This window comes from Motilimonas pumila, from assembly GCF_003596335.1.
Taxonomy (GTDB): Bacteria; Pseudomonadota; Gammaproteobacteria; order Enterobacterales; family CBDFNC01; genus Motilimonas; species Motilimonas pumila.
In genome coordinates this window covers 555899-577084 of the sequence record NZ_QZCH01000001.1, presented here as the reverse complement: position 1 = coordinate 577084, position 21186 = coordinate 555899, and the positions used below count along the sequence as shown (strand labels likewise).

Genomic DNA, 21186 nt, shown 5'->3' with positions numbered 1-21186 from the left:
TTTTCATAAAAACAAAAAAGTCATTAATAAAGGTTTGAATAAATGGGGCTAGTTGTTGCATCTATTTGAATATGTTTTGGTTTAATCGTTTAGTATGAGTTTTTGTCGGGTAAGTAATGATTTTAGTAGGGTTCGATCACGTTTTGTTTATTTCGACTTCTGTATTTTTTGATTTATACGTATATTTAAAAGACTAGTTAGGAAAACTAGCACAGGGACGCAGGAAGCTTTCCTGCATCAAAATTTAAAAGGTTTAAGGAAGAACAAGATGAGCATATCTTCTCTTGCTAAGCGCGGTTTTACGCTTAGTTCTCTTTCTGCTGCATGTTTAATGGCATTTAATGCTCAAGCAGCTGATTGTTCAAATCTAGATACTTGGTCTGCTGGCGCAAGCTTCGGTGGCGGTACTCAAGTTCAACACGAAGGTTCGGTATACCAAGCAAACTGGTGGACCCAAGGTCAAAACCCTGCTGAGCGCTCTGGCCCATGGCAAGAGTGGAAGCTAGTTGACCAGTGTGACGGTACAACTAAGCCTACTGAAGGTCCTGTTACTCCAACCGTAGTACCTACTGTAGCACCTACTGAAGGTCCATCAGTACCATCTGATGTTACGCCTTGGGTTGCTGGTTCTACTAAAGTGAGCAACGGTGACACTGTTTCTCACAACGGCGCTTGTTATGTTGCGAAGAACAGCCCTGGTTCATGGGAAACCCCAGCAGCTGGCGGTAACTGGTTCTGGGAAGAAGTATCTTGTGGTACTAACCCAACAGTTGCACCTACTGTAGCACCAACAGTTGCGCCTACTGTAGCGCCAACAGTTGCACCTACTGTAGCGCCAACAGTTGCGCCTACTGTAGCACCAACAGTTGAACCTACTGTAGCACCAACAGTTGAACCTACTGTAGCACCAACAGTTGCGCCTACTGTAGCACCAACAGTTGAACCTACTGTAGCACCAACAGTTGAACCTACTGTAGCACCAACAGTTGCGCCTACTGTAGCACCAACAGTTGAACCTACTGTAGCACCAACAGTTGAACCTACTGTAGCACCAACAGTTGCGCCTACTGTAGCACCAACAGTTGAACCTACTGTAGCACCAACAGTTGAACCTACTGTAGCACCAACAGTTGCGCCTACTGTAGCACCAACAGTTGAACCTACTGTAGCACCAACAGTTGAACCTACTGTAGCACCAACAGTTGAGCCTACTGTAGCACCAACAGTTGAACCTACTCTTCCACCTGTAACAGGTGAGCACGAGCAGTGTCGTCCAGCTGGTCTATACCAAACTCCTGGTGTTGAAACACCTTACTGTACACTTTACGACACGGACGGTCGTGAACTTATGGGTGCTGATCACCCTCGTCGTATCATCGGTTACTTCACTTCGTGGAGAAACGGTGCTAACGGTCAACCTTCTTACCTAGCGTCTGATGTTCCTTGGGACAGCCTAACGCACATCAACTACGCGTTCGCGCACATTGATGCAAACGGTGAAGTTTCTATCGGTGACGTTAACGATCCAAACAACCCTGCGACTGGCATGACTTGGGAAGGCGCTGAAAATGCGATGGACCCATCTCTACCATACAAAGGTCACTTCAACCTACTAAACCAATACGCACAGAAGCATGATGTTAAATTGCTACTATCTGTTGGTGGTTGGGCTGAAACAGGCGGTTACTTCGGCGACAACGGTCGTGTAGCTGACGGTGGTTTCTACAGCATGACAGTTAAGCCAGACGGTTCTGTGAACCACGAAGCAATCGCTAAGTTTGCTAAGTCTGCTGCTAAATTTGTAGATACATACAGCTTCGATGGTATCGACATCGATTACGAATACCCATCTTCAATGTCTGATGCTGGTCACCCAGAAGATTGGGCTATCTCTAACAAGAACCGTGGTCAACTTTGGGCTGGTTACATGGCGCTAATGGAAGCGTTACGTGCTGAGCTTGATAAGCAAGGTGCTAAAGATAACCAACACTACATGTTGACGATTGCGTCTCCATCTTCTGGTTACCTATTACGTGGTTTCGAGGGCTTCCAAGCACTTAAATACCTAGATTACGTAAACATCATGTCTTACGACTTGCACGGTGCATGGAACCACTTCGTTGGTCACAACGCTGCACTTTACGACAACGGTGTTGACGCTGAAATCGCTGATGCGGGTATCTACTCTGGCGGCGACGCTAAGTACTACAACGGTCAAGGTTACTTGAACATTGACTGGTCTTACAAATACTTCCGTACTGCGCTACAAGGCGGTCGTATCAACATCGGTCTACCATACTACACTCGTGGTTGGCAGCAAGTTTCTGGCGGTACTAACGGTTACAATGGTCTAGCAGCTCTTCCTAACCAGAAAGAGTGTTACCTAGGTACTGGTGGTAACTTAGGTCCAGACGCACTTTCTCCGAAAGCTGGTGCTCCATGTGGTTACGGTGCACAAGGTATCGATAACCTATGGTTCGACCTAGGCGCTGACGGTGTTGAAATGTTTGCTGGTGCGAGCCCAATGTGGCACGCGAACAACCTACGTGACAACCTACCGACTCCTTACGTAGAAATCTACGGTCATGACATGACTAAAGATTCTTCTAAGTACGTAGGCGACTACACCGAGCATTACGATGACGTAGCACAAGCTTCTTGGTTGTGGAACGATCAGAAGAAAGTATTCCTTTCTACTGAAAACATGAAGTCGTACAAAGCTAAGGTTCAATACGCTATTGACCAAGGCGCTGGTGGTATCATGTTCTGGGAACTAGCGGGTGACTACTCGACTCCTGAGCAAAACGGTCTAGGTTACCACTACTTCGGTAGCACGTTAACTGACACTGCATACAACATGATTAAGACTGCAGCTCCTTACGGTGTTAAACCAGCTGACGAAAACTTCGTTGTTCCAGCTGAAACTGTAGACGTAGATGTGGATCTAGTTGGTTACTTACCAAAAGGTGAAGATAACTACCCAATCCAGGTTGCGCTTAAGTTGACTAACAACTCTAACGTTGACCTATCAGGTGCTAACATTGCCTTTAACGTATCACCAGCTATGCCGATGAACTCGCAAATTGCTGATACGCTTAAACCTTATGCAGTACCAAGCGGTAACGGTATCACTAACCTAGTAGACATGTACTCTGGTGTTAAATGGTCTGTAGACAACATCGCACAGTCTGGCTCTAGCATGGGCAACGCGGGCGGTCTGTCTGACGACTTCCACCGTTACAGTGCACAGCTTAAAGCTGAAGGTTGGGGCGCGGTAGAATGGAAGCCAGGTCAAACAATTGACATCGCTATCCGTATGTACATGCCTATTCCTGTACCAACTAACTTCACATTCACTGTAGGTGGTAAAACTTACGGTCGTACTGAAGAAGTTAAATAATCAATTTTTAATTGATTGATACAAAAGGGCGGTTTATACCGCCCTTTTTTGTGCCTGAAACAAATACGAAAGAACGCAACGCAAGCAAACGACGTCTTTAATGTGATTAGGTATGCTTTACTATCTGTAGTATCTTGTTCAATAATAAATTGTATATCTTGTTAAAACTCCAACAGAGAAAAGAGAATGAAAGTAACTGTTTTTGGTATTGGGTATGTTGGTTTAGTACAAGCCGCAGTATTAGCTGATGCTGGGCATAGCGTGTGTTGTGTGGATATCGATGAAAGTAAAATTGACGCCCTGAAGCAAGGGGTTATTCCAATCTTTGAACCCGGCTTAGCCGCGATTGTTAAAGAAAATTATCAAGCGGGTAGGCTCGTTTTTACAACAGACCCTGAACAAGGCGTTGATTTTGGAGAATTACAATTCATAGCAGTGGGTACGCCGCCCGATGAAGATGGCTCTGCGGATTTACAATATGTACTCGCTGTAGCTGAAACTATTGCTCTGCACATGAAGTCGCATAAGATAATCATTGATAAGTCCACGGTTCCTGTTGGCACTGCAGATAGAGTCGCAGAGAAAATTAAAGCCACCTTAATCCAAGGTAATAAAGCGGCGCTTGAATTTGACGTTGTTTCTAACCCAGAATTTTTAAAAGAAGGTGCAGCGGTTAACGACTGTAAAAAACCCGACCGTATCATCATTGGAACCGACAGTAGTCATGCCGAAAATGCCATGCGAGAGTTGTATGCGCCTTTCAATCGCAATAGAGACCGAATAATTGTGATGGATGTACGCAGCGCGGAACTTACAAAGTATGCGGCCAACTGTATGTTAGCGACAAAAATTAGCTTTATGAATGAAATGTCTAACTTGGCAGAAAAGCTGGGAGCTGATATTGAGATGGTTCGTCAAGGCATAGGTGCAGATGAGCGAATTGGCTACCACTTTATTTACCCAGGTTGTGGCTATGGGGGATCATGTTTTCCAAAGGATGTTCAAGCTTTAGTTCGAACTGCTAACTCAATTGGCTATGAAGCGCAAATTCTGAAATCAGTGGAAGCTGTTAACGCCGCGCAAAAATACAAAATAATCGAATACATCAATCACTACTTCAAAGATGGCGTGCAAGGCAAGACGTTCGCACTTTGGGGATTAGCGTTTAAACCAAATACTGACGACATGCGTGAAGCTCCTAGCAGAGTGATTATGGAAGCACTATGGGAAATGGGGGCTCGGGTTCATGCCTTTGACCCTGAAGCCATGGAAGAAGCTCAACGAATCTATCAAGGTCGAGAGCATCTGAGCTTAATGGGCACCAAGGAAGCAGCGCTGAAACAGGCCGATGCGCTTATTATTTGTACTGAATGGCAAAACTTCAGAGCCCCGGACTTTGAGGTAATAAAGCAGCAACTGAAATATCCCGTTATATTTGATGGTCGCAACTTATACCAACCAAAAACGGTAGAAAAGTATGGCCTTGATTACTTTTCCATTGGTCGCCAGTCCCTGAACCGCTAAAAATAAAGAGATAAGAGTTCTCCACTCTTATCTCTTTATTATGAACATAAAATCAATACGATATGCTTAAATTGCATAATTTTTGTAATAAAAGTGTCTAGTAGCTATTGATAAAATATCCACAATAAATACAATGTCTGAGCTCAAAATTAGATCAAGCTCTCAAAAAAGTGTATTACTACAGTCTCACGCAAGGAAGTGTGAACATTGTTTTGCCTAATTAGGCACCATCTTGTTCCTTTCCTGAAACTATTAAGAGACGCCAAATGCCGCTCTCACAGGCAAATACGGTGCTGCATCTTTGATGTGTCATTATTAAAATATTCAAAAAGTAAGGGATTTAGAGTAAATGATTAAAGTTCTTTCTGTTTTTGGCACGCGTCCAGAAGCAATTAAAATGGCACCTTTGGTTCACAAGTTAAATGAGGCAGAGGGCATTGACGCTAAGGTATGTGTGACAGCGCAGCATCGTGAAATGCTTGATCAGGTTTTGAATTTGTTTGAAATCGAACCGGATTTTGATCTTAATATTATGAAGCCAGGTCAAACCTTGTACGATGTGACGGCTAATATTTTGTCTGGTTTAAAGCCTGTTTTAGAAGAGTTCAAACCAGACATAGTATTAGTGCATGGTGATACTTCAACAACACTTTCTACCAGCCTAGCGGCTTATTACCAACAAATTCCGGTGGGTCACGTTGAGGCAGGTCTGAGAACGGGCAACATATATTCTCCTTGGCCGGAAGAAGGTAATCGCAAACTGACCGGTGCCATCGCAGAACTCCATTTTGCACCGACTGATACTTCAAAGCAGAATCTACTAAACGAAGGAATCAAGCAAGAGAGCATTGCAACCACCGGTAATACAGTCATCGATGCGTTGTTTCTGATTAAAGATAAGCTAGAAAAAGATGAAGACCTAAATGCTACGCTGGCTTCTCGTTTTCCAGAGTTAGATGCAACTAAAAAACTCATTCTGGTAACAGGGCATCGTAGGGAAAGTTTCGGAGGCGGGTTCGAACGTATTTGTGAAGCTTTAGTGGAAATTGCAACAGAGCACCCTGAATCACAAGTATTATACCCTGTTCACCTAAACCCGAATGTGAGAGAGCCGGTTAATAGAATCTTAAAGGGTGTAGATAATGTGCATTTGATAGAGCCTCAAGATTACCTCCCTTTTGTTTATCTTATGAATCAAGCAAACATTATTTTAACGGACTCGGGCGGTATTCAAGAGGAAGCCCCTTCTCTTGGTAAACCCGTGCTGGTAATGCGCGATACCACAGAAAGACCTGAAGCGGTAGAGGCTGGGACAGTGAAATTAGTGGGCACAAATAAAGCGACCATTATCTCTGAGGTTCAAAGCTTATTAACCAATGAAACTCAGTATCAAGCGATGAGCAAAGCCCACAATCCGTATGGCGATGGTAAGGCTTGTGACCGCATAATCGAGAAAATCAAACAACACTTTCAATAAATATTAAGTTCGTTTTAAGGAATGAAACATGTCATTTAAAAAAGTCTCTGTCATTGGCCTAGGTTATATCGGCCTACCAACTGCTGCGGTCGTCGCTTCTCGTGGAATTGAAGTTGTTGGGGTCGACGTTAATGAAGACGCCGTCAAAACCATCAATGAAGGTAATATACACATTGTTGAACCTGATCTGGATATCGTTGTTCGGGGTGTTGTCAGTACGGGTAACCTTCGCGCAACTACCCAGCCAGAAGCTGCAGAAGCCTTTATGGTTGCGGTACCCACTCCATTTAAAGAAGGCAATGCACCAGACCTTAAATACATTGAAGCTGCAGCTAACGCGATTGCACCAGTATTAGAAAAAGGTAACTTGGTTATTCTGGAGTCAACATCACCCGTTGGTGCTACCGAGAAATTAGCCGGTTGGTTAAAAGAAGCAAGACCAGACTTATCCTTCCCACAAGACAAAGGCGATGCTGCTGATATTAAAGTTGCCCATTGTCCTGAACGAGTATTACCTGGTTACGTACTACAAGAGCTAGTCTCTAACGACCGAGTAATCGGCGGTCTCTCAAAAGCATGTAGTGAGAAAGCGGTTGAGCTCTATAAAACATTTGTACGTGGTGAGTGTATTATTACACACGCAAGAACGGCTGAAATGGCAAAATTAACTGAGAACTCATTTCGTGATGTGAATATTGCATTTGCGAATGAACTGTCAGTTATCTGTGACAAGCTAAAGATCAACGTATGGGAACTCATTAAGCTTTCAAACCGTCACCCTCGTGTGAATATTCTAAACCCAGGTCCTGGTGTGGGTGGACATTGTATTGCAGTTGACCCATGGTTTATCGTCGATAGCTGCCCAGATGAAGCGAAAATAATCCGCCAAGCACGTTTAACAAATGATGCAAAACCTCATTATGTTATTGATCAAGTGAAAGCTGCTGCAGATGAATTTAAACGTCCTGTAATCGCATGCTTAGGCTTAGCTTTCAAAGCTGACATTGATGACTTAAGAGAAAGTCCTGCACTGCAAATTGTAGAAGAATTAGCTGGTAACGATATTGGCCAAATCATTGCTGTTGAGCCAAATATTCACGCTTTGCCAGATAACTTAGTAACATCAGGAGTAGAGCTGGCTTCATTAGAAGCAGCGCTTGAGAAAGCGAATGTTGTAGTAGTACTTGTTGATCACCAAGAGTTTAAGTCAGCCGACAAAACACAATTGGCGACAAAGGTTGTTATTGATACGCGTGGTATCGTGGCTTAATAATAACCGCAAAATAATCTTGTAAATGGAATTGCAGTAAATGAAAATTAGCTCGTTGAAGATAGATAACCTTGGTGCATATTTGACTACCGGGGGAGGTGTTGCAGCCGCGCAGCTTATTTCATTTGCTAGCATTCCATTCATCGCACGCTTATCAGGGCCTGAGATTTTTGGTCAATATAGCTACTACTTCTCCTTGATTACGGTACTTTGCGTCTTTTGTTCGTTTAAACTAGAACTTTCATTTTTTACGCTTAATGATAAAGATATTCAGATACTAGAGTCTTTTTTCTTTAAGCATATATTATTGTGTGGTGGTTTGATTGCGAGTGCATTTACCGCTATTTATTACTCTGGTGATCTGGCCGATATACTTCTTTTTCTCAGCTTTTTCTTTAGTTTTTTTGCTATTTGTGGTTTTGAGTTCCGAATTCAAAAGAATATTAAACTCGGTGAGTTTATGTGGAATGCCAAAGGCAGGGTATGTCGAGCGGCATTGTTTCCATTGTTTTATGGATTCTTTTACTTCATTGACTTTACCACATTTCACAGCATTATCATCGCGTTTGCGTGTGCTAATCTCACTGCGGACATTGTTTTTTTAAACAACAAAAAGGCAGAACACAGCACTTTACCTTTCATTGCATCTATTCGACATCTTTGGCCTAAAGTAAAAAGAACGGTATTGTACCTGACGCCAGCCCATTTTTTAAATCGCTATACTTCCGGTGCGATAATTTTGATCGCAGGTTTCTATGATGAAAGTTATGCGGCTGAAATAGCGCTTTATGCTATTGCTGTAAAATTCCTAGTCGCGCCGGCAAATATTGTGATTAGTGCTACATCAGACGTTATCAAACGTGAAGTTCTCGTAAATCCAAAAGCAGCACTAAAGAACTTCAAAAAAATATCCTTATTTACTGTTTCAATTGGCGCAGTCGTTTCTGGAGTCGTGTACTTCTTAGGAGCTCCAATAGCGGCACTCGTTCTTGGTGAGTCTTGGATTGGGGTCGCTGATTATGCCGTAGCATTATTACCCTACTTCCTCGTTATCCTTATTTTTAGTCCCATTACGCATACTTATGTGATTCTTAAGCGGCAAGACATCGACTTTTACTGGCAAGTATTCAATGCAATTGCTATTTCATGTGCAGTATTAGTCGCCATCAATAGCGGCTTCTTGATGGCGGTCAAAATGTACTCAGTAACGGCTGCTGCTATGATGCTGGTATCATTTCTAATTTGTTATAAATTGATCAGTGAGCATGAGGTTGTCCAGTGTTAGTGCCTGCAGAGCAAAAGTTTGGGTTCGGGCTTGATAAATTGCCTCTGGCATTTTTATTAATATTTAATTTAGTAATTGTTGGAACCATCGCCAGCTACCTTAACTTCCCTGAGTTTTACTGGCTCGCTAATATTTTGTGTGTTTGCGTTGGTGGTTGGTTTTTTTTATACCACTCTCAGAAAGGCATGAATATATCTGTACCCGCTAGCATTCTTATACTCTGGTTGTTGTACCTATTAGTTAACTTTACTTTTATTACGCCAGTTATAATTTTACAAAAAATTGCCGTAAAAGATTACATCTTTCCAACGCTTTTTCTATGCGCATTGACGCAAGTTAAGTTCACAGAAGCTAATTATTCGTATTTTTATAAGCTAATTAGGGTTATTGCACTATTGCAAATTCCATTTTTATTGCACCAGTTCTTATTTCTTGCGCATAATTCTCTTTCAGGAAGAGAAGTTGATTGGGATATTTTAGTTGGTACATTCGGCTTTGTATACCAAGGTGGGGGAGGCAACAGTGCTGGATTTTTACTTTTTCAATGTTACTTTGCAACACTTTGTATTACTAAATTAAGAAAGGGTCTAGGCGACAATCTAGATATCCTAGCAATTATAATAACGACATCCACTATCTTTTTTATTGAAGTGAAAATTATCTTAGCTTTAGTTTTCTTCATGCTTGCATCTATTCTTGGTTTGAAAGATTTGAAGAATATCAAGGTGGTGCTCAGCTCTTTCGGTTTTACCTTAGGGTTTATATTTCTTGTGTTTTACAATTATAACGCAAATTACTCTACCGGTGACCGTGAAGGTCGGGGGATGGAAGAGTATATTACTGATATATACGAATCCTACTTTGTTGAAGAGGAAGCTGGAACATTTGAAAGCACAGAAGTAAGTCGTGGCCTCGCTATCAAGATATGGGCGCAAGGTAACCTTATTGAAAAAAATGAAAAAACATATTTTGGCCATGGTTTAACATCGTCGAAAGGTTCTAATGAGTATGTAAGAGAAGCTGCAATATTTGGTTCGTATTTATATTTTGCGAGTACGCAGTTTGCTATTTATCTTTGGGATACTGGAATATTTGGTGTGACAATATTAGCGTTTCTACTCTTGTCTCTTTTGTATTATGCAATGAAAGGTAAGTCAAGCCCTTTACCGTACGAGTCAATCTTCTCAGGCGGCGCAATGTTCATATTTATATCGATGTTTTTATACTCTTTGTACTCAGCTTCGATGCATGTTAATGCAGTATCCTTCACTGTATTTGCATTCGCTATGTCCACATGTTTTGGATTTATTAATAATGGAGGCCGGCAGAATGGCTAAAAAAAAGTTATTCGTAGTATGCTCTAGCCCATTTGGTTATTTGATAGATACGTATCAGCACGCTATCAATCTAAAGAATGATTATGATGTGAGCTATATCTGTTTTGATGATACCAAACCGGAGATAACCGAAGAGGGTGTTGAAATTATTAAAGCCCCATCCGGAAATAGTGGCTTTAAGAAATGGCTATACTTTGCATGGTTTGTTGTTGGTTTTATTAAGAACTCCGATTCAATTATTTTTATAAAGTATTTTCGATTTTGCAGTTTGATAAGACTGTTCGGTGGGAAAAATCGATATATCATGGATGTTAGAACGAGCTCTATTAGTAAGAGTAAAAGAGAGCGTTTAATTTTTAATAAAGTTCTCTATCTTGAATCTTTCTTATTCAAAAGTAAAACCGTTATATCAAAGTCAGTAGCAGATTTTCTTGGTATTAAAAAATATTGCATTGTGCCATTAGGTTGTCCTAAGTTGAGCTGTGATAGTAAATCCTTCGATAACTTGTCATTGTTATATATTGGTACATTATCTAATAGAGATATTCATAAAACTGTTGAAGGCATCGCGCGATACCTAGAGCTATCAAAAAATCCTAAGTTAGTTTCGTATACTATCATCGGTGATGGTTTCAAAAATGAAGTGGAAGACTTGAAACAACTCGTTGTGAAACATAAGTTGGATGGAATAGTCAAAGTACTTGGTCGGATCCCCTTTAATCAATTACAGCCATATTATGACGAAGCGAACGTAGGGGTATCTTTTGTCCCTATTAATAAACACTTTGATGCCCAACCAGTTACCAAAACATTAGAGTATATGTCGGCAGGCATGATAACAATAGGTACTCAAACGAAGGCTCAGAAAGAAGTGTTAAGCGATGCCAATGGTGTGCTTATTAGTGATACGGCGGAGTCATTTGCAACTGGATTAATTGAACTAGAGCAAAGAAGTAATCAATATTGCTCTGAAGAGCTAAAGTCAGGCATTAAAGATTTATACTGGGAGAGTATTGCGGAGAACTTAGATAAACATGTTTTATCTAAGGCGTTATAATGTTTGACTCCTTTTTATATACTCACCAGCCAATACTTGTGCAAAATTTACTTTTAAGCACAAGAGGGAGTATTCGAGCCTTTCTCCGGGAAGGCTCAAAAATGAAACAAGTACAACAGAAGATAGAGGCCCTTGAGTTCGATCATCAAGCTTTGGAAAAGTATGTAGACACTCGTATATTGCAAGTAACAGCAAGTGCACTGAAAAATATTGATTATTATAAATCAGTGAAAATTGATGTAGATAAATATGATTCTGCCACTCAACTACTGGAACACTTTCCTTTATTGGATAAAGACATTTATCTCGAACATGGCGGAGAGTTTTTCAACCGGAAGTATAAAGGGTTAATTATCGATGGTGCTAGCAGTGGTACCACAGGCGTTCCACTAAAAGTTCCTCAATCACTATCATCTGTTATTCGTGAAAGCGCCTTTGTTTGGCGGCAACTGAAGTGGGCTGGCTATCAAAAAGGGGATAAAAGAATGTGGCTTAGGGGCGATATGGTTGTGCCCCTAAACCAGAAATCGCAGACGTACTGGCGTTATTCATATTTTGAAAATATGTTGCTTTTATCATCTTTTCACCTAGATGAAACTAATATTCCACTGTATGTAAAACAAATGGTGCGTTTTGGTGGCGATATTATTCAAGCTTACCCCTCTTCTATCGTTGCCATCGCTAAATATTTAAAGCTAAACGGCATGAAATATCCTGGAAAAGTTAAATCAATTATTACTTCTTCAGAAATACTCAGTCAGTGGGATAGGTTACTACTTGAAGATATTTTCCAATGTAAAGTGTTTGATTGGTATGGTCTATTTGAAAGGGTTGCGGCAATTGGTACCTGTGAATACGGACGTTACCATCAATTAACAGACTACAGTCATGTTGAATACCATGCAAATGAGCAAGGCAGCTATGAGTTAGTGGGAACTAACTTTAATAACCCTCTTTACCCTTTTCTACGATATAAAACGAATGACTATGTGAAAAAATCAAACCAAAAATGTCCTTGTGGACGTCATTATCCCGTGATTGATGAAATTATAGGGCGTGAAAGAGACTACTTAGTTACCGAGTCGGGTCCTCGCCTAACTATGGTAAGCCAACTCTACGCGAATGTAGAGGGTTTGGTTGCTGTTCAGTTCATCCAAGAGTCTTATTGTAAACTCGATGTACTTATTGTCATAAACGAAGCTTATTATACAGCTGAGAGTCAGAATCAATTTTTATCCAACATAAGACTTAAGTTGGGCAATAGCTTCGAAGTTGAATTTTTTAAAGTAAGTAGTATTCCAAGAACTAAAAGTGGAAAAGTTAAATATTCAATTTGTTCTGTTGATGATTTTTAAGGATAGGCTCGAGTGAAAAAGATTAACTTGGTAATCGGAACTGGTATTAATGAGTCTGGTGGGATTGCAACTGTTTTGTCAGTTTTTGAAAATGAAAAATTCTTTAAGAATCAAAATATAAAGTTGATAAGAACTCATACTCATGACCATACTTTTTGGGGGGCGAAGAGGTTTATTATATTTCTCATGGCTCTTATTAAACTGCTTTTCTGTACTTTATTCTACCAAGTAGGTGTTGTGCATATTCATTTATCATCGAGAGGCAGTTTTACACGTAAGTCTGTGATTATAAGAATGTGTAAATGGATGAGTCTGAGAACAGTCTTGCACCTACATGGATCTGAGTTTGTTGAGTTTTATGAAAAGGAATCATCATTAAACAAGCAAAAACGAATTAGGTCTGTTTTTTCGAATTGCGATAGAGTTGTTGTTTTATCTCAAAGCTGGAAACGCTGGGTTGATGGAATTGTGGATGACCCTAGAAAAGTTGTCGTTATATACAACACTGTTAGTAGGGTCAAGTTAATTAAAGATAATGTTGAGCCAAGAAGTATATTGTTTCTTGGAAGACTTGGAAAAAGAAAAGGAGTTTATGATTTAATATCTGCTTGTGAAATGATAAAGGAAAAAGTACCAGACTTTAAGTTAATTTTAGCTGGCGATGGTGACATTGATGCTTTCAGAAAAATAGCCAAAGAGAAAAGAGTTATTGATAATATCGAATTCACCGGATGGGTTTCAGGTCAAGATAAGCTAGATCTTCTTGCTCGTGCTCAAATATATACTTTACCAAGTTATAACGAAGGTTTCCCTATGGGAATTCTAGAAGCAATGTCAGTAGGTATGCCAATAGTGGGAAGTCGTGTTGGCGGGATCCCAGAAGCGGTTGAGTCTGGAAAAGAAGGATTACTTGTAGAAGCTGGAGATATTTCTGGATTAGCTTCTGCATTAATTAGTTTATTATCTAACCCTGAAATGAGTTATGAATTAGGCATGCAGGCAAAGAAAAAGTTTGATGAGAATTTTTCTCCTGAAGTCATTATGCCAAAATTTGAAGAGTTGTATTCATGCGTTATAAATAAAGAATAAAGGAAAACATTGTGCCAAATGCTATCTTTTTTTATCGAATTTCTCGTTTTTTTTACGACAAAAAGATTCCATTCATACCAAAGATTTTTCAATTAATAATCTTTTTACTTTATAACTCCAAAGTTCCCCCCACGGCTAAAATTGGTAAGGGTTCTTTCCTTGTAGTTAAAGGTGTTGGAGTCGTTATTATTGATCGAGCGGTTATTGGAGAGCGCTGCCGTATAGGCATAGGTTCAAAAATTGTAGGTCAAGGTCCATACAGTAATGTACCTCAGATTGGTAATGAAGTTTTTATTGGTCCTGGAGCTGTCATTATGGGGCCTGTGAAAATTGGTGACAAAGCAATTATCGGAGCAAACGCTGTAGTAAATAAAAGCGTGCCTGATGGTGCTATTGTCGCTGGTATCCCAGCGAAGATTATTGGCCATATAGATGAGTTGGAATATGACATCTTGGTCAATGAAAAGGGTGATGATCGCTGGGCGAAAGAATTAGTAGATACACGCAACAAATAAAAAAGAAAGGTATTCCATGTTTTCTCTCTCCATATATAAAAAGTCACCTATATTGGTGCAAAATACGCTGTTGTCGTTAAGAGCTTTAGTTAGAAAAAAATTACGCGAGACGCCAAAGCAAAAAGCTGTACTTTTAGAAATTGAAAAAAATGAACGAGACCAGAATTTCCTCGACTCATTCGTTACAAAAAAAATGAAAGATGTTTTAAGTTCGGCGAAGGATAATGTTCCATTTTATAAGAATCTAGATGGAGTAGATGTTGACGATGTTAACAGCTTCCCAATAATTCATAAAAGTTTGGTCAGTGAATTAGGTTCTGCATTCAATAATGAAAGCCATAAAGGGGTTGTAGTAAACGGGTCGACAAGTGGTACAACAGGCTCTCCCCTTAAAATAAAACAAAGCATGGATTCAGTCGTACGTGAGCAAGCTTTTGTCAGTCGGCACTTAAACTGGGCTGGTTATAAACCGGGCGACAAGAGAGCATGGATCCGAGGTGACATTATTGTTCCTTTATCTCAAAAAAAAGGCCCATATTGGCGTTATTCATGGTTTGAGAATATGATAATGCTTTCTTCTTACCACATGAAAAAAGAAGTGCTTCAAGATTATCTCGATGCTATGGTCGATTATCAAGTGGATATAATTCAAGCTAATCCCTCATCGATAATCATGTTAGCAAAATACCTTGAAGTAAATAATGATTTCTATCAAGGAAAACTTAAATCAATTATCACATCGTCAGAATCTTTCAGTCCCGAAGATAAGAGGCTTGTTGAAGAGAGGTTCAAGTGTACCGTCTTTGACTGGTATGGTTTGTTTGAGCGGGTGGCGGCAATCGGCAGTTGTGAATACGGTAATTATCATATTTTAACCGATTATTCTCATGTCGAACTAATAGAGCATGAAAACGGTAAACATGAAATTGTTGGAACTAATTTTAACAATAACTTAACGCCATTAATAAGATATAAAACAGGTGATTTTGTAAGTTTATCAGAGCAACAAACTTGTAAATGTGGTCGTGTATTTCCCATCATTGATAAAATTGAAGGGAGAGTAAATGACTTTCTCATAAGTGAAGGTGGCCAGAAGGTATTCATTCTGAGCCATACCTTTGCAGGTGTAAAAGGCATTATAGCTGGGCAATTCTTACAAGAGAGCAAAAGTAGCATCGAGATTAAGGTTGTGGCTGATGTATCGCTGTTTGTTGCGGTAGAGAAAACGAAATTAATTGCAAATGCAAAAGCTCGATTAGGGGAATCAATGAACATAATCGTAACGGTTGTCAACGAAATACCAAAAACAAGGAACGGTAAAGTCAAGTTGGCAATCTGTAATGTTGAGGGATGAGATGAGTAATGAAATAAATATTACGGTCGCTACGGGTAAAGACGAAATGGGTGGCGTAGCGACTGTGATTAACGTTTTAAACGAAGGTGGATTTTTTAGTAAGTGGAATGTACGACACTATGTTTCACACACTAATAGCAAAAGCTTAGGTGGTTTATACCGAGTTTTTATATATATTAAGTGCTTAGTTAAATTAGCATTCTCCCTTACTTTTAGAAAAGTAGGGGTGGTTCACATTCATATGTCTTCGAAAGGCAGTTACACCCGCAAATCGCTGATTGTAAGGCTTGTGAAGTTACTATCAGGGCGTGTAATTATTCATTTACATGGTGGCAAGTTTCAACAGTTTTATGCTGAGTCTTCAACTGCAAAGCAAGCTCATATTCGTAAAACGTACAACTTGGCTGATGCTGTTATTGTACTTTCTTCCCAATGGTTGACTTGGGCTAAGACGATAGTGAAAGATCCAGCTAAGGTTCACGTGGTTTATAATGCTGTACCCTCTTTAAACTTGGATACTCAAAGTGTCGAACCTGGTCTAGTGCTATTTCTGGGGAAATTGGGACCTGCAAAAGGCGTTGATGATCTTATTCACTGTTTTGCTGACGTTGTAGCAACTAATGCCAACGCAAAACTTGCTTTAGGCGGCGATGGCGATATTGAGAAATATCAGAAATTAGTCGAAGAACTCGGTCTAACTGACCATGTAGAGTTCCTCGGTTGGGTGAGTGGTAAAGACAAAGTTGATTGGCTACGCCGCGCCGATGTTTATTGTTTGCCAAGTTACCGGGAAGGTTTTCCTATGGGGGTTCTTGAAGCTATGTCTTCTTCAATTCCTGTAGTTGCAACCACCGTCGGAGGTATTCCTGACGCTATTACCAATGGCGTTGATGGGTGCTTAATTGAAGCGGGTAATCTAGCTGAATTGTCTCGCTCTATTGCTTCACTCATAAATGATAGAGAGTTAAATAAAACCCTGGCAAGTAATGCTAAATCACGTTTCGATAAGCATTTTAGTCAAGAGGCTGTGTTTCCAGTGCTGGATGAAATTTACAAGGAAGTGAGAAAAAGATAATGCAGGTAAGCGATAAGGTACCCGATATCATTAATGAGATTTACCGCTCTGCTGAAGCTGACGGCTTTGCTGGCTACGATCCATTTGATGGGCTAAATAGTAAAGTCTTTGATTTTTTTCCAAGTATGAAGAAGGGCTTCTTTGGTTTAGCTTGGATTCAGCTTCATAAGCGCAGTATTATTAACTTCAGGCCTGTACTTGGCGTGCCCAAAAAACGTAACCCTAAAGGCATTGGCTTATTTATTTTAGGCTTGCTTGAGGAGTATAAAGTAGAGGCCAAGCAAGAGACTCTAAATACTGCGATTGAACTCGCAGATTGGTTATTACAACAACAATGCGATAAGACGAAATGGGAACACTCGTGTTGGGGATACCACTTTGATTGGAATGCTCGGGCTTTTTATGTGCCAAAGGGCAAACCAAATATTATTACTACTATCTATGTTTCTCAAGCTTTGCTTGCTTTAGGAAAAACACTAGATAACCAAGACTATATTGATGCTGCTCTTGACTCCGGGCACTTTATTACAAAATCACTATATACCAAGAATCAGGACTTTGAATTTTTTGCGTATATTCCAGGAGAAGAGGCATTTGTTCATAACGCTAGCTTATGGGGGGCTGCGTGGCTTGCTGTTGTCGCTAGCGAAACCAATAACAATGAGTTTAGAGAGCTCGCTATCAAGGTAGCAAATCAATCGGTAAGCGCTCAAAAGAATGATGGCTCATGGGTCTACGGTACTAGGCATCATCACCAGTTTATTGACGGATTTCATACGGGATATAATTTAGAAGCGCTTCATACCATAAAAACGGCATTAAAAATTGATGACTTTGACAAGTCGATAAAGCTTGGTCTTGAATACTACCGAAAAGAGCTGTTCGAAGACTCAGGTTTAGCTAAATATTATAACACCAATAAATATCCTCTCGATATGCATTGTGTATCTCAAGCCATTTTTACCTTTTTAAAAGTTGGCGGTACTCGGGAAGATGTTGAGTTTATTGATAAAGTCATAGATGCTTCGATCTCAGAACTATTTGATAAAGGTCGAAAATCTTTCAGTTATCAAAAAACAGCGAAATTCGATAATAAAATAAACTATATCCGCTGGACACAAGCTTGGGTTTATTACTCGTTTGCTTTTTACAACACTTACAGGATTAAAACATGAAGCGTATAGAATTTCTTGGCTCGCCAATGGATGTTGCAACCATGGATGAGACGGTTCACTACATTAAAGAGAAAGCACTTTCAGGTCAGTTTCAGCAACATGTTGTGGTAAATGTTGCAAAGCTTGTCAATATGAAAAAGGACCCTCAGCTCGCTGAGTCTGTAACGGCGTGTGATGTCATTAATATTGATGGTATGGGAGTGGTTTGGGGAGCAAGACTGCTTGGTCATAAAGTTCCCGAGCGCGTCTCTGGTGTAGACTTATTTCATCGACTACTTGAAATGAGTGCTGGAAATAACCTTCCTGTTTTTTTACTTGGCGCAAAACATGATGTGGTTGAGAAGACCAAGTCGACGGTAGAGTCTTTGTATCCAGGCCTTAATATTGCCGGCTATAATGATGGTTATTTTTGGGATGACGAAGAAGCGCTGGTTCAGAAAATAAAGAGCTCAGGCGCAAAGCTTCTCTTTGTCGCGATAACATCGCCAAAGAAAGAAAACTTCATTAACAAATGGAAAGATGAGTTAGGCGTTGACTTTGTGATGGGAGTGGGAGGTACATTTGACGTTGTTGCCGGTAAAGTTAAAAGGGCTCCTGTGTGGATGCAAAAAGCGGGATTAGAATGGCTATACCGTGTCATTCAAGAGCCGGGTAGAATGTGGAAACGCTATCTAGTAACTAACTCAAAATTTGCATGGTACCTGTTAAAAGCAAAACTAGCCTAATGCTCAATAGTTACTTTAGGGAATGGTATATTTATTTGTCGTGTAATAGACTCAAGTGTGCCATTTTCATTGGTTTACTAATGTTCTTTCTTGCCCTCTCAATCAGCAAGACTAGCGGTATTGGTGCACGCTACTTCTACCTGTTTCAATGGTTGATTGGTGGTGATAAAGTGCTTCACTTTATTGCCTCATTTAGTTTGAATTTCTCATTTCAAAATTTACTTTTTGATAAACATAAAAGTTATAAAGTTTCTTTGTTTATCAGCCTTTTGGTAATGTCCATTTTCATACTTGATGAGCTATTGCAGCATTTTCTTCCTGTGAGACAAATAGATATTTATGATGCATTGGTGAGTGTATTAGGGGTCTTTATTTCGACTATTGTATTGCTCTTTTACAAGGCTAACCAAACTAAGTCTGGTTAGCCTTATTTAATTAATGCTTCATAATCTCTAAGCTTGCTTCTTCACTGCCCACTTTGATTTTATCTATGAATACCTTTCTTGATTCAATGTGCGGGTACTCAGCCCAACTCCAACGGTATATTCCCCATTTAGGGTATGTCCAGTGATTGGTAGAGTCTACTGCATACCCAACAGCTCCCTCATAATCAACGACTTGCTCTCCATCTTTCCATACCTTTAACTCACCATTAACCGAGTCATGCTTTACATATACTATCCAATCAATCCATTTATTCCTCTCATATTCACCAAGAGGAAAGTAGGTTTTATTGACTAAAGGGATAGGAGTCTCATTACTACCGGATACAAAAAATCTAAAGTTACCGGATATGGTGGTCAAAGCATAAGGCACGGAGATTTTTCGCTCCCAGTTTCCATCATTTGGGGCTGTATGTACTTGAAATAAACTCTCTTCTCCATCACTATAATTCCAATCGCCACTGAGCCGAATAGAGAAGGCATACCAGCGAATAGCATTATCTTCTTTGACTACATCATCTTTTATTTCTACTCGATATGATCCGTTAACAAGTGGGTCATTTATATCGACAAGCTCAAAGGCCGCGGATGCTTTTCCATTCCTTGAATAACCCGGAGAAGTAATTTTACTTATTGAGTATTCAACCTCTTCTGGATACGCCACTTCATACTCATGAGGAAATGGGAAGTAATAATCCCAGTCAATGGCCCTAAGTATTGCAGGCTTGGATTTAAACTCTGGTTTTTTTGTAATTACTTCAAAAGGTAGACTTGATAGATCTTTCTGCATATTTCTTTGTCCAGAAAAATGCTGGTTTATCACAGTATCATCAATCATTTCTTGATCGTAAAAGATCCCCCCTTTTTCCTCTGCAATTCGAAAATATGTGTTATTCAATAATGTTAGGTTATTAATCATCTCTCTTGTGTACGGGTTTACCCTGATAACTTGGAAAAATGTTGGGTCAGGATTATCTGCCGATGAGTGGTAAATTCCCTCAAAGTAATTGTCGACAATTTCAAAGTTAAAGATCGGATTAGATATAGGGTTAGGTACTAAATTTTGATCGAAGGGTTTTAAACGTATACCATATCTGTTGTTATGCATAACATTGTTTCTAATTATGTAGCTAGAAATTCTCTCTTCCGAAGTGAACGTGAAAGGAAGTATATGAACACTGTATCCTGTTATATCCTTGAAGTAGTTATACTTAATTAAGATGTTATCAAACCCACTTAACTTTATACCTTCATACTTTCCATCGAAGAATGAGTTTTTTACTATTTTAACACCTCTCGCCAATCCATGAGATATAACGTCAAGGCCTACTTCCATATTATTGAAAGTGTTTTCACTAAACTCAATATCTTCAACTGTTATACCTTGATCACTTTCATTATGTGTTGTCACAGAAGTACAATTATAAAAGTTATTTCTATATACATGTACATCTTCTGATGCTAATACACCATCGATTGAAGATGTCACCCTTAAACAAGCATTTTTAAAGCCATAAAAATCATTTCTTCTGATGTTTATGTTGGTACTACCGAATACTGAAATGCCATCATCATATTCATTTAATGACTCCGCACTTTGCATTTGATTTCGAAACCTGAAGTTAACAATCGACATTTTTTTTACACCTTGTAAGCGCCACAGAGCTATGCCGTTAAATTGTTGTTCTTCAGGTACGATTCGCTTGCTGATAAATGTTTTATCTGAACCAACTAAAGTAACATTTTCAGGAAAAGATGAATCAAAAATGATCTCTTGTTCAAAATGATACTCTCCAGGAGGAAAGTAGACGATGTCACCTTCGCTTACTCCTGCAAGCAGCTCAAGCATAGCAGCGGTATCATCTTTTTGATCATCAGGGATCAAACCGAAGCTAAGTGCTTTGACGTTATGTTCTGGCACACCTTCTGCAAGAACTGGGCGAGCGGGAGCGGGTGCTGGCAGCTCATCTATCACCGGAGAGCTTGGGTCTGGTATTGCTACTTCGTTGTTTGAGTCGCTATCATTACAGCCTGAAATGAAAGCGATGAGTATGAATGCGAATCTCATGCTTTTAATCATTTTTATCCCTGTTTTTAGTTTCTTA

Annotated in this window: 16 protein-coding genes; 15 read left to right on the top strand and 1 reads right to left on the bottom strand. The window is 39.8% G+C overall.

Going from position 1 to position 21186, the window contains the following annotated elements:
• Window positions 1–268: 268 nt before the first annotated feature.
• The 15 genes from D1Z90_RS02620 to D1Z90_RS02550 all read left to right on the top strand — a co-directional run bounded on the left by D1Z90_RS02620 (window position 269) and on the right by D1Z90_RS02550 (window position 19063).
• Window positions 269–3400: a glycosyl hydrolase family 18 protein gene (locus D1Z90_RS02620; protein WP_119909164.1), complete on the top strand. Its 3132-nt coding sequence runs from the start codon at window positions 269–271 to the stop codon at window positions 3398–3400.
• Between the two features lie 186 nt (window positions 3401–3586).
• On the top strand, window positions 3587–4924 hold the full coding sequence (locus D1Z90_RS02615) for a UDP-glucose dehydrogenase family protein (RefSeq protein WP_119909163.1): 1338 nt from the start codon (window positions 3587–3589) through the stop codon (window positions 4922–4924).
• Window positions 4925–5276: 352 nt separating this feature from the next.
• On the top strand, window positions 5277–6401 hold the full coding sequence (wecB, locus tag D1Z90_RS02610) for a non-hydrolyzing UDP-N-acetylglucosamine 2-epimerase (RefSeq protein WP_269777022.1): 1125 nt from the start codon (window positions 5277–5279) through the stop codon (window positions 6399–6401).
• A gap of 28 nt (window positions 6402–6429) precedes the next feature.
• Window positions 6430–7671: a UDP-N-acetyl-D-mannosamine dehydrogenase gene (gene wecC / locus D1Z90_RS02605; protein WP_119909161.1), complete on the top strand. Its 1242-nt coding sequence runs from the start codon at window positions 6430–6432 to the stop codon at window positions 7669–7671.
• Between the two features lie 40 nt (window positions 7672–7711).
• A complete protein-coding gene (locus tag D1Z90_RS02600; RefSeq protein ID WP_119909160.1) occupies window positions 7712–8956 on the top strand; it encodes a lipopolysaccharide biosynthesis protein in 1245 nt (414 codons plus the stop codon).
• Window positions 8950–10293, top strand: a complete 1344-nt coding sequence (locus D1Z90_RS02595) for a hypothetical protein (RefSeq protein WP_119909159.1) — start codon at window positions 8950–8952, stop codon at window positions 10291–10293. Before D1Z90_RS02600 ends, D1Z90_RS02595 begins: the two co-directional genes overlap by 7 nt.
• Window positions 10286–11350, top strand: a complete 1065-nt coding sequence (locus D1Z90_RS02590) for a glycosyltransferase (RefSeq protein ID WP_158587034.1) — start codon at window positions 10286–10288, stop codon at window positions 11348–11350. The genes D1Z90_RS02595 and D1Z90_RS02590 overlap by 8 nt, the downstream gene beginning before the upstream one ends.
• A gap of 101 nt (window positions 11351–11451) precedes the next feature.
• Window positions 11452–12705, top strand: coding sequence for a phenylacetate--CoA ligase family protein (locus D1Z90_RS02585; RefSeq protein WP_147378722.1), 1254 nt, complete (start codon window positions 11452–11454; stop codon window positions 12703–12705).
• A gap of 12 nt (window positions 12706–12717) precedes the next feature.
• Window positions 12718–13794, top strand: coding sequence for a glycosyltransferase family 4 protein (locus D1Z90_RS02580; RefSeq protein ID WP_119909156.1), 1077 nt, complete (start codon window positions 12718–12720; stop codon window positions 13792–13794).
• A gap of 11 nt (window positions 13795–13805) precedes the next feature.
• The gene (locus D1Z90_RS02575; RefSeq protein ID WP_119909155.1) at window positions 13806–14309 is read left to right on the top strand and encodes a serine O-acetyltransferase; all 504 of its coding nucleotides are present in this window, start codon (window positions 13806–13808) and stop codon (window positions 14307–14309) included.
• Window positions 14310–14325: 16 nt separating this feature from the next.
• On the top strand, window positions 14326–15663 hold the full coding sequence (locus D1Z90_RS02570) for a phenylacetate--CoA ligase family protein (RefSeq protein WP_119909154.1): 1338 nt from the start codon (window positions 14326–14328) through the stop codon (window positions 15661–15663).
• A 1-nt stretch (window position 15664) separates the two neighbouring features.
• Window positions 15665–16738 carry a glycosyltransferase family 4 protein gene (locus tag D1Z90_RS02565; RefSeq protein ID WP_119909203.1) on the top strand — a complete coding sequence of 358 codons (1074 nt, stop codon included), beginning with the start codon at window positions 15665–15667 and terminating at the stop codon, window positions 16736–16738.
• Complete coding sequence (locus D1Z90_RS02560; RefSeq protein WP_119909153.1) at window positions 16738–17913, top strand: prenyltransferase/squalene oxidase repeat-containing protein; 1176 nt, start codon at window positions 16738–16740, stop codon at window positions 17911–17913. The genes D1Z90_RS02565 and D1Z90_RS02560 overlap by 1 nt, the downstream gene beginning before the upstream one ends.
• Window positions 17910–18638 carry a WecB/TagA/CpsF family glycosyltransferase gene (locus D1Z90_RS02555; protein WP_119909152.1) on the top strand — a complete coding sequence of 243 codons (729 nt, stop codon included), beginning with the start codon at window positions 17910–17912 and terminating at the stop codon, window positions 18636–18638. The genes D1Z90_RS02560 and D1Z90_RS02555 overlap by 4 nt, the downstream gene beginning before the upstream one ends.
• An 80-nt stretch (window positions 18639–18718) precedes the next feature.
• Window positions 18719–19063: a VanZ family protein gene (locus tag D1Z90_RS02550; RefSeq protein WP_119909151.1), complete on the top strand. Its 345-nt coding sequence runs from the start codon at window positions 18719–18721 to the stop codon at window positions 19061–19063.
• 10 nt (window positions 19064–19073) lie between these two features.
• Here D1Z90_RS02550 and D1Z90_RS02545 read toward each other — a convergent pair whose 3' ends face one another.
• The gene (locus tag D1Z90_RS02545; RefSeq protein WP_119909150.1) at window positions 19074–21161 is read right to left on the bottom strand and encodes a heparin lyase I family protein; all 2088 of its coding nucleotides are present in this window, start codon (window positions 21159–21161) and stop codon (window positions 19074–19076) included.
• Window positions 21162–21186: the final 25 nt, after the last annotated feature.

Excerpts from the sequence above, each read along its gene's own strand:
- D1Z90_RS02570 (WP_119909154.1), top strand. The coding sequence starts at position 14,326 with ATGTTTTCTCTCTCCATATATAAAAAGTCACCTATATTGGTGCAAAAT.
- D1Z90_RS02560 (WP_119909153.1), top strand. The coding sequence starts at position 16,738 with ATGCAGGTAAGCGATAAGGTACCCGATATCATTAATGAGATTTACCGC.
- D1Z90_RS02585 (WP_147378722.1), top strand. The coding sequence starts at position 11,452 with ATGAAACAAGTACAACAGAAGATAGAGGCCCTTGAGTTCGATCATCAA.
- D1Z90_RS02565 (WP_119909203.1), top strand. The coding sequence starts at position 15,665 with ATGAGTAATGAAATAAATATTACGGTCGCTACGGGTAAAGACGAAATG.
- D1Z90_RS02600 (WP_119909160.1), top strand. The coding sequence starts at position 7,712 with ATGAAAATTAGCTCGTTGAAGATAGATAACCTTGGTGCATATTTGACT.
- D1Z90_RS02620 (WP_119909164.1), top strand. The coding sequence starts at position 269 with ATGAGCATATCTTCTCTTGCTAAGCGCGGTTTTACGCTTAGTTCTCTT.
- D1Z90_RS02555 (WP_119909152.1), top strand. The coding sequence starts at position 17,910 with ATGAAGCGTATAGAATTTCTTGGCTCGCCAATGGATGTTGCAACCATG.
- D1Z90_RS02545 (WP_119909150.1), bottom strand. The coding sequence starts at position 21,161 with ATGATTAAAAGCATGAGATTCGCATTCATACTCATCGCTTTCATTTCA.
- D1Z90_RS02590 (WP_158587034.1), top strand. The coding sequence starts at position 10,286 with ATGGCTAAAAAAAAGTTATTCGTAGTATGCTCTAGCCCATTTGGTTAT.
- D1Z90_RS02615 (WP_119909163.1), top strand. The coding sequence starts at position 3,587 with ATGAAAGTAACTGTTTTTGGTATTGGGTATGTTGGTTTAGTACAAGCC.
- wecC (WP_119909161.1), top strand. The coding sequence starts at position 6,430 with ATGTCATTTAAAAAAGTCTCTGTCATTGGCCTAGGTTATATCGGCCTA.
- D1Z90_RS02550 (WP_119909151.1), top strand. The coding sequence starts at position 18,719 with ATGTTCTTTCTTGCCCTCTCAATCAGCAAGACTAGCGGTATTGGTGCA.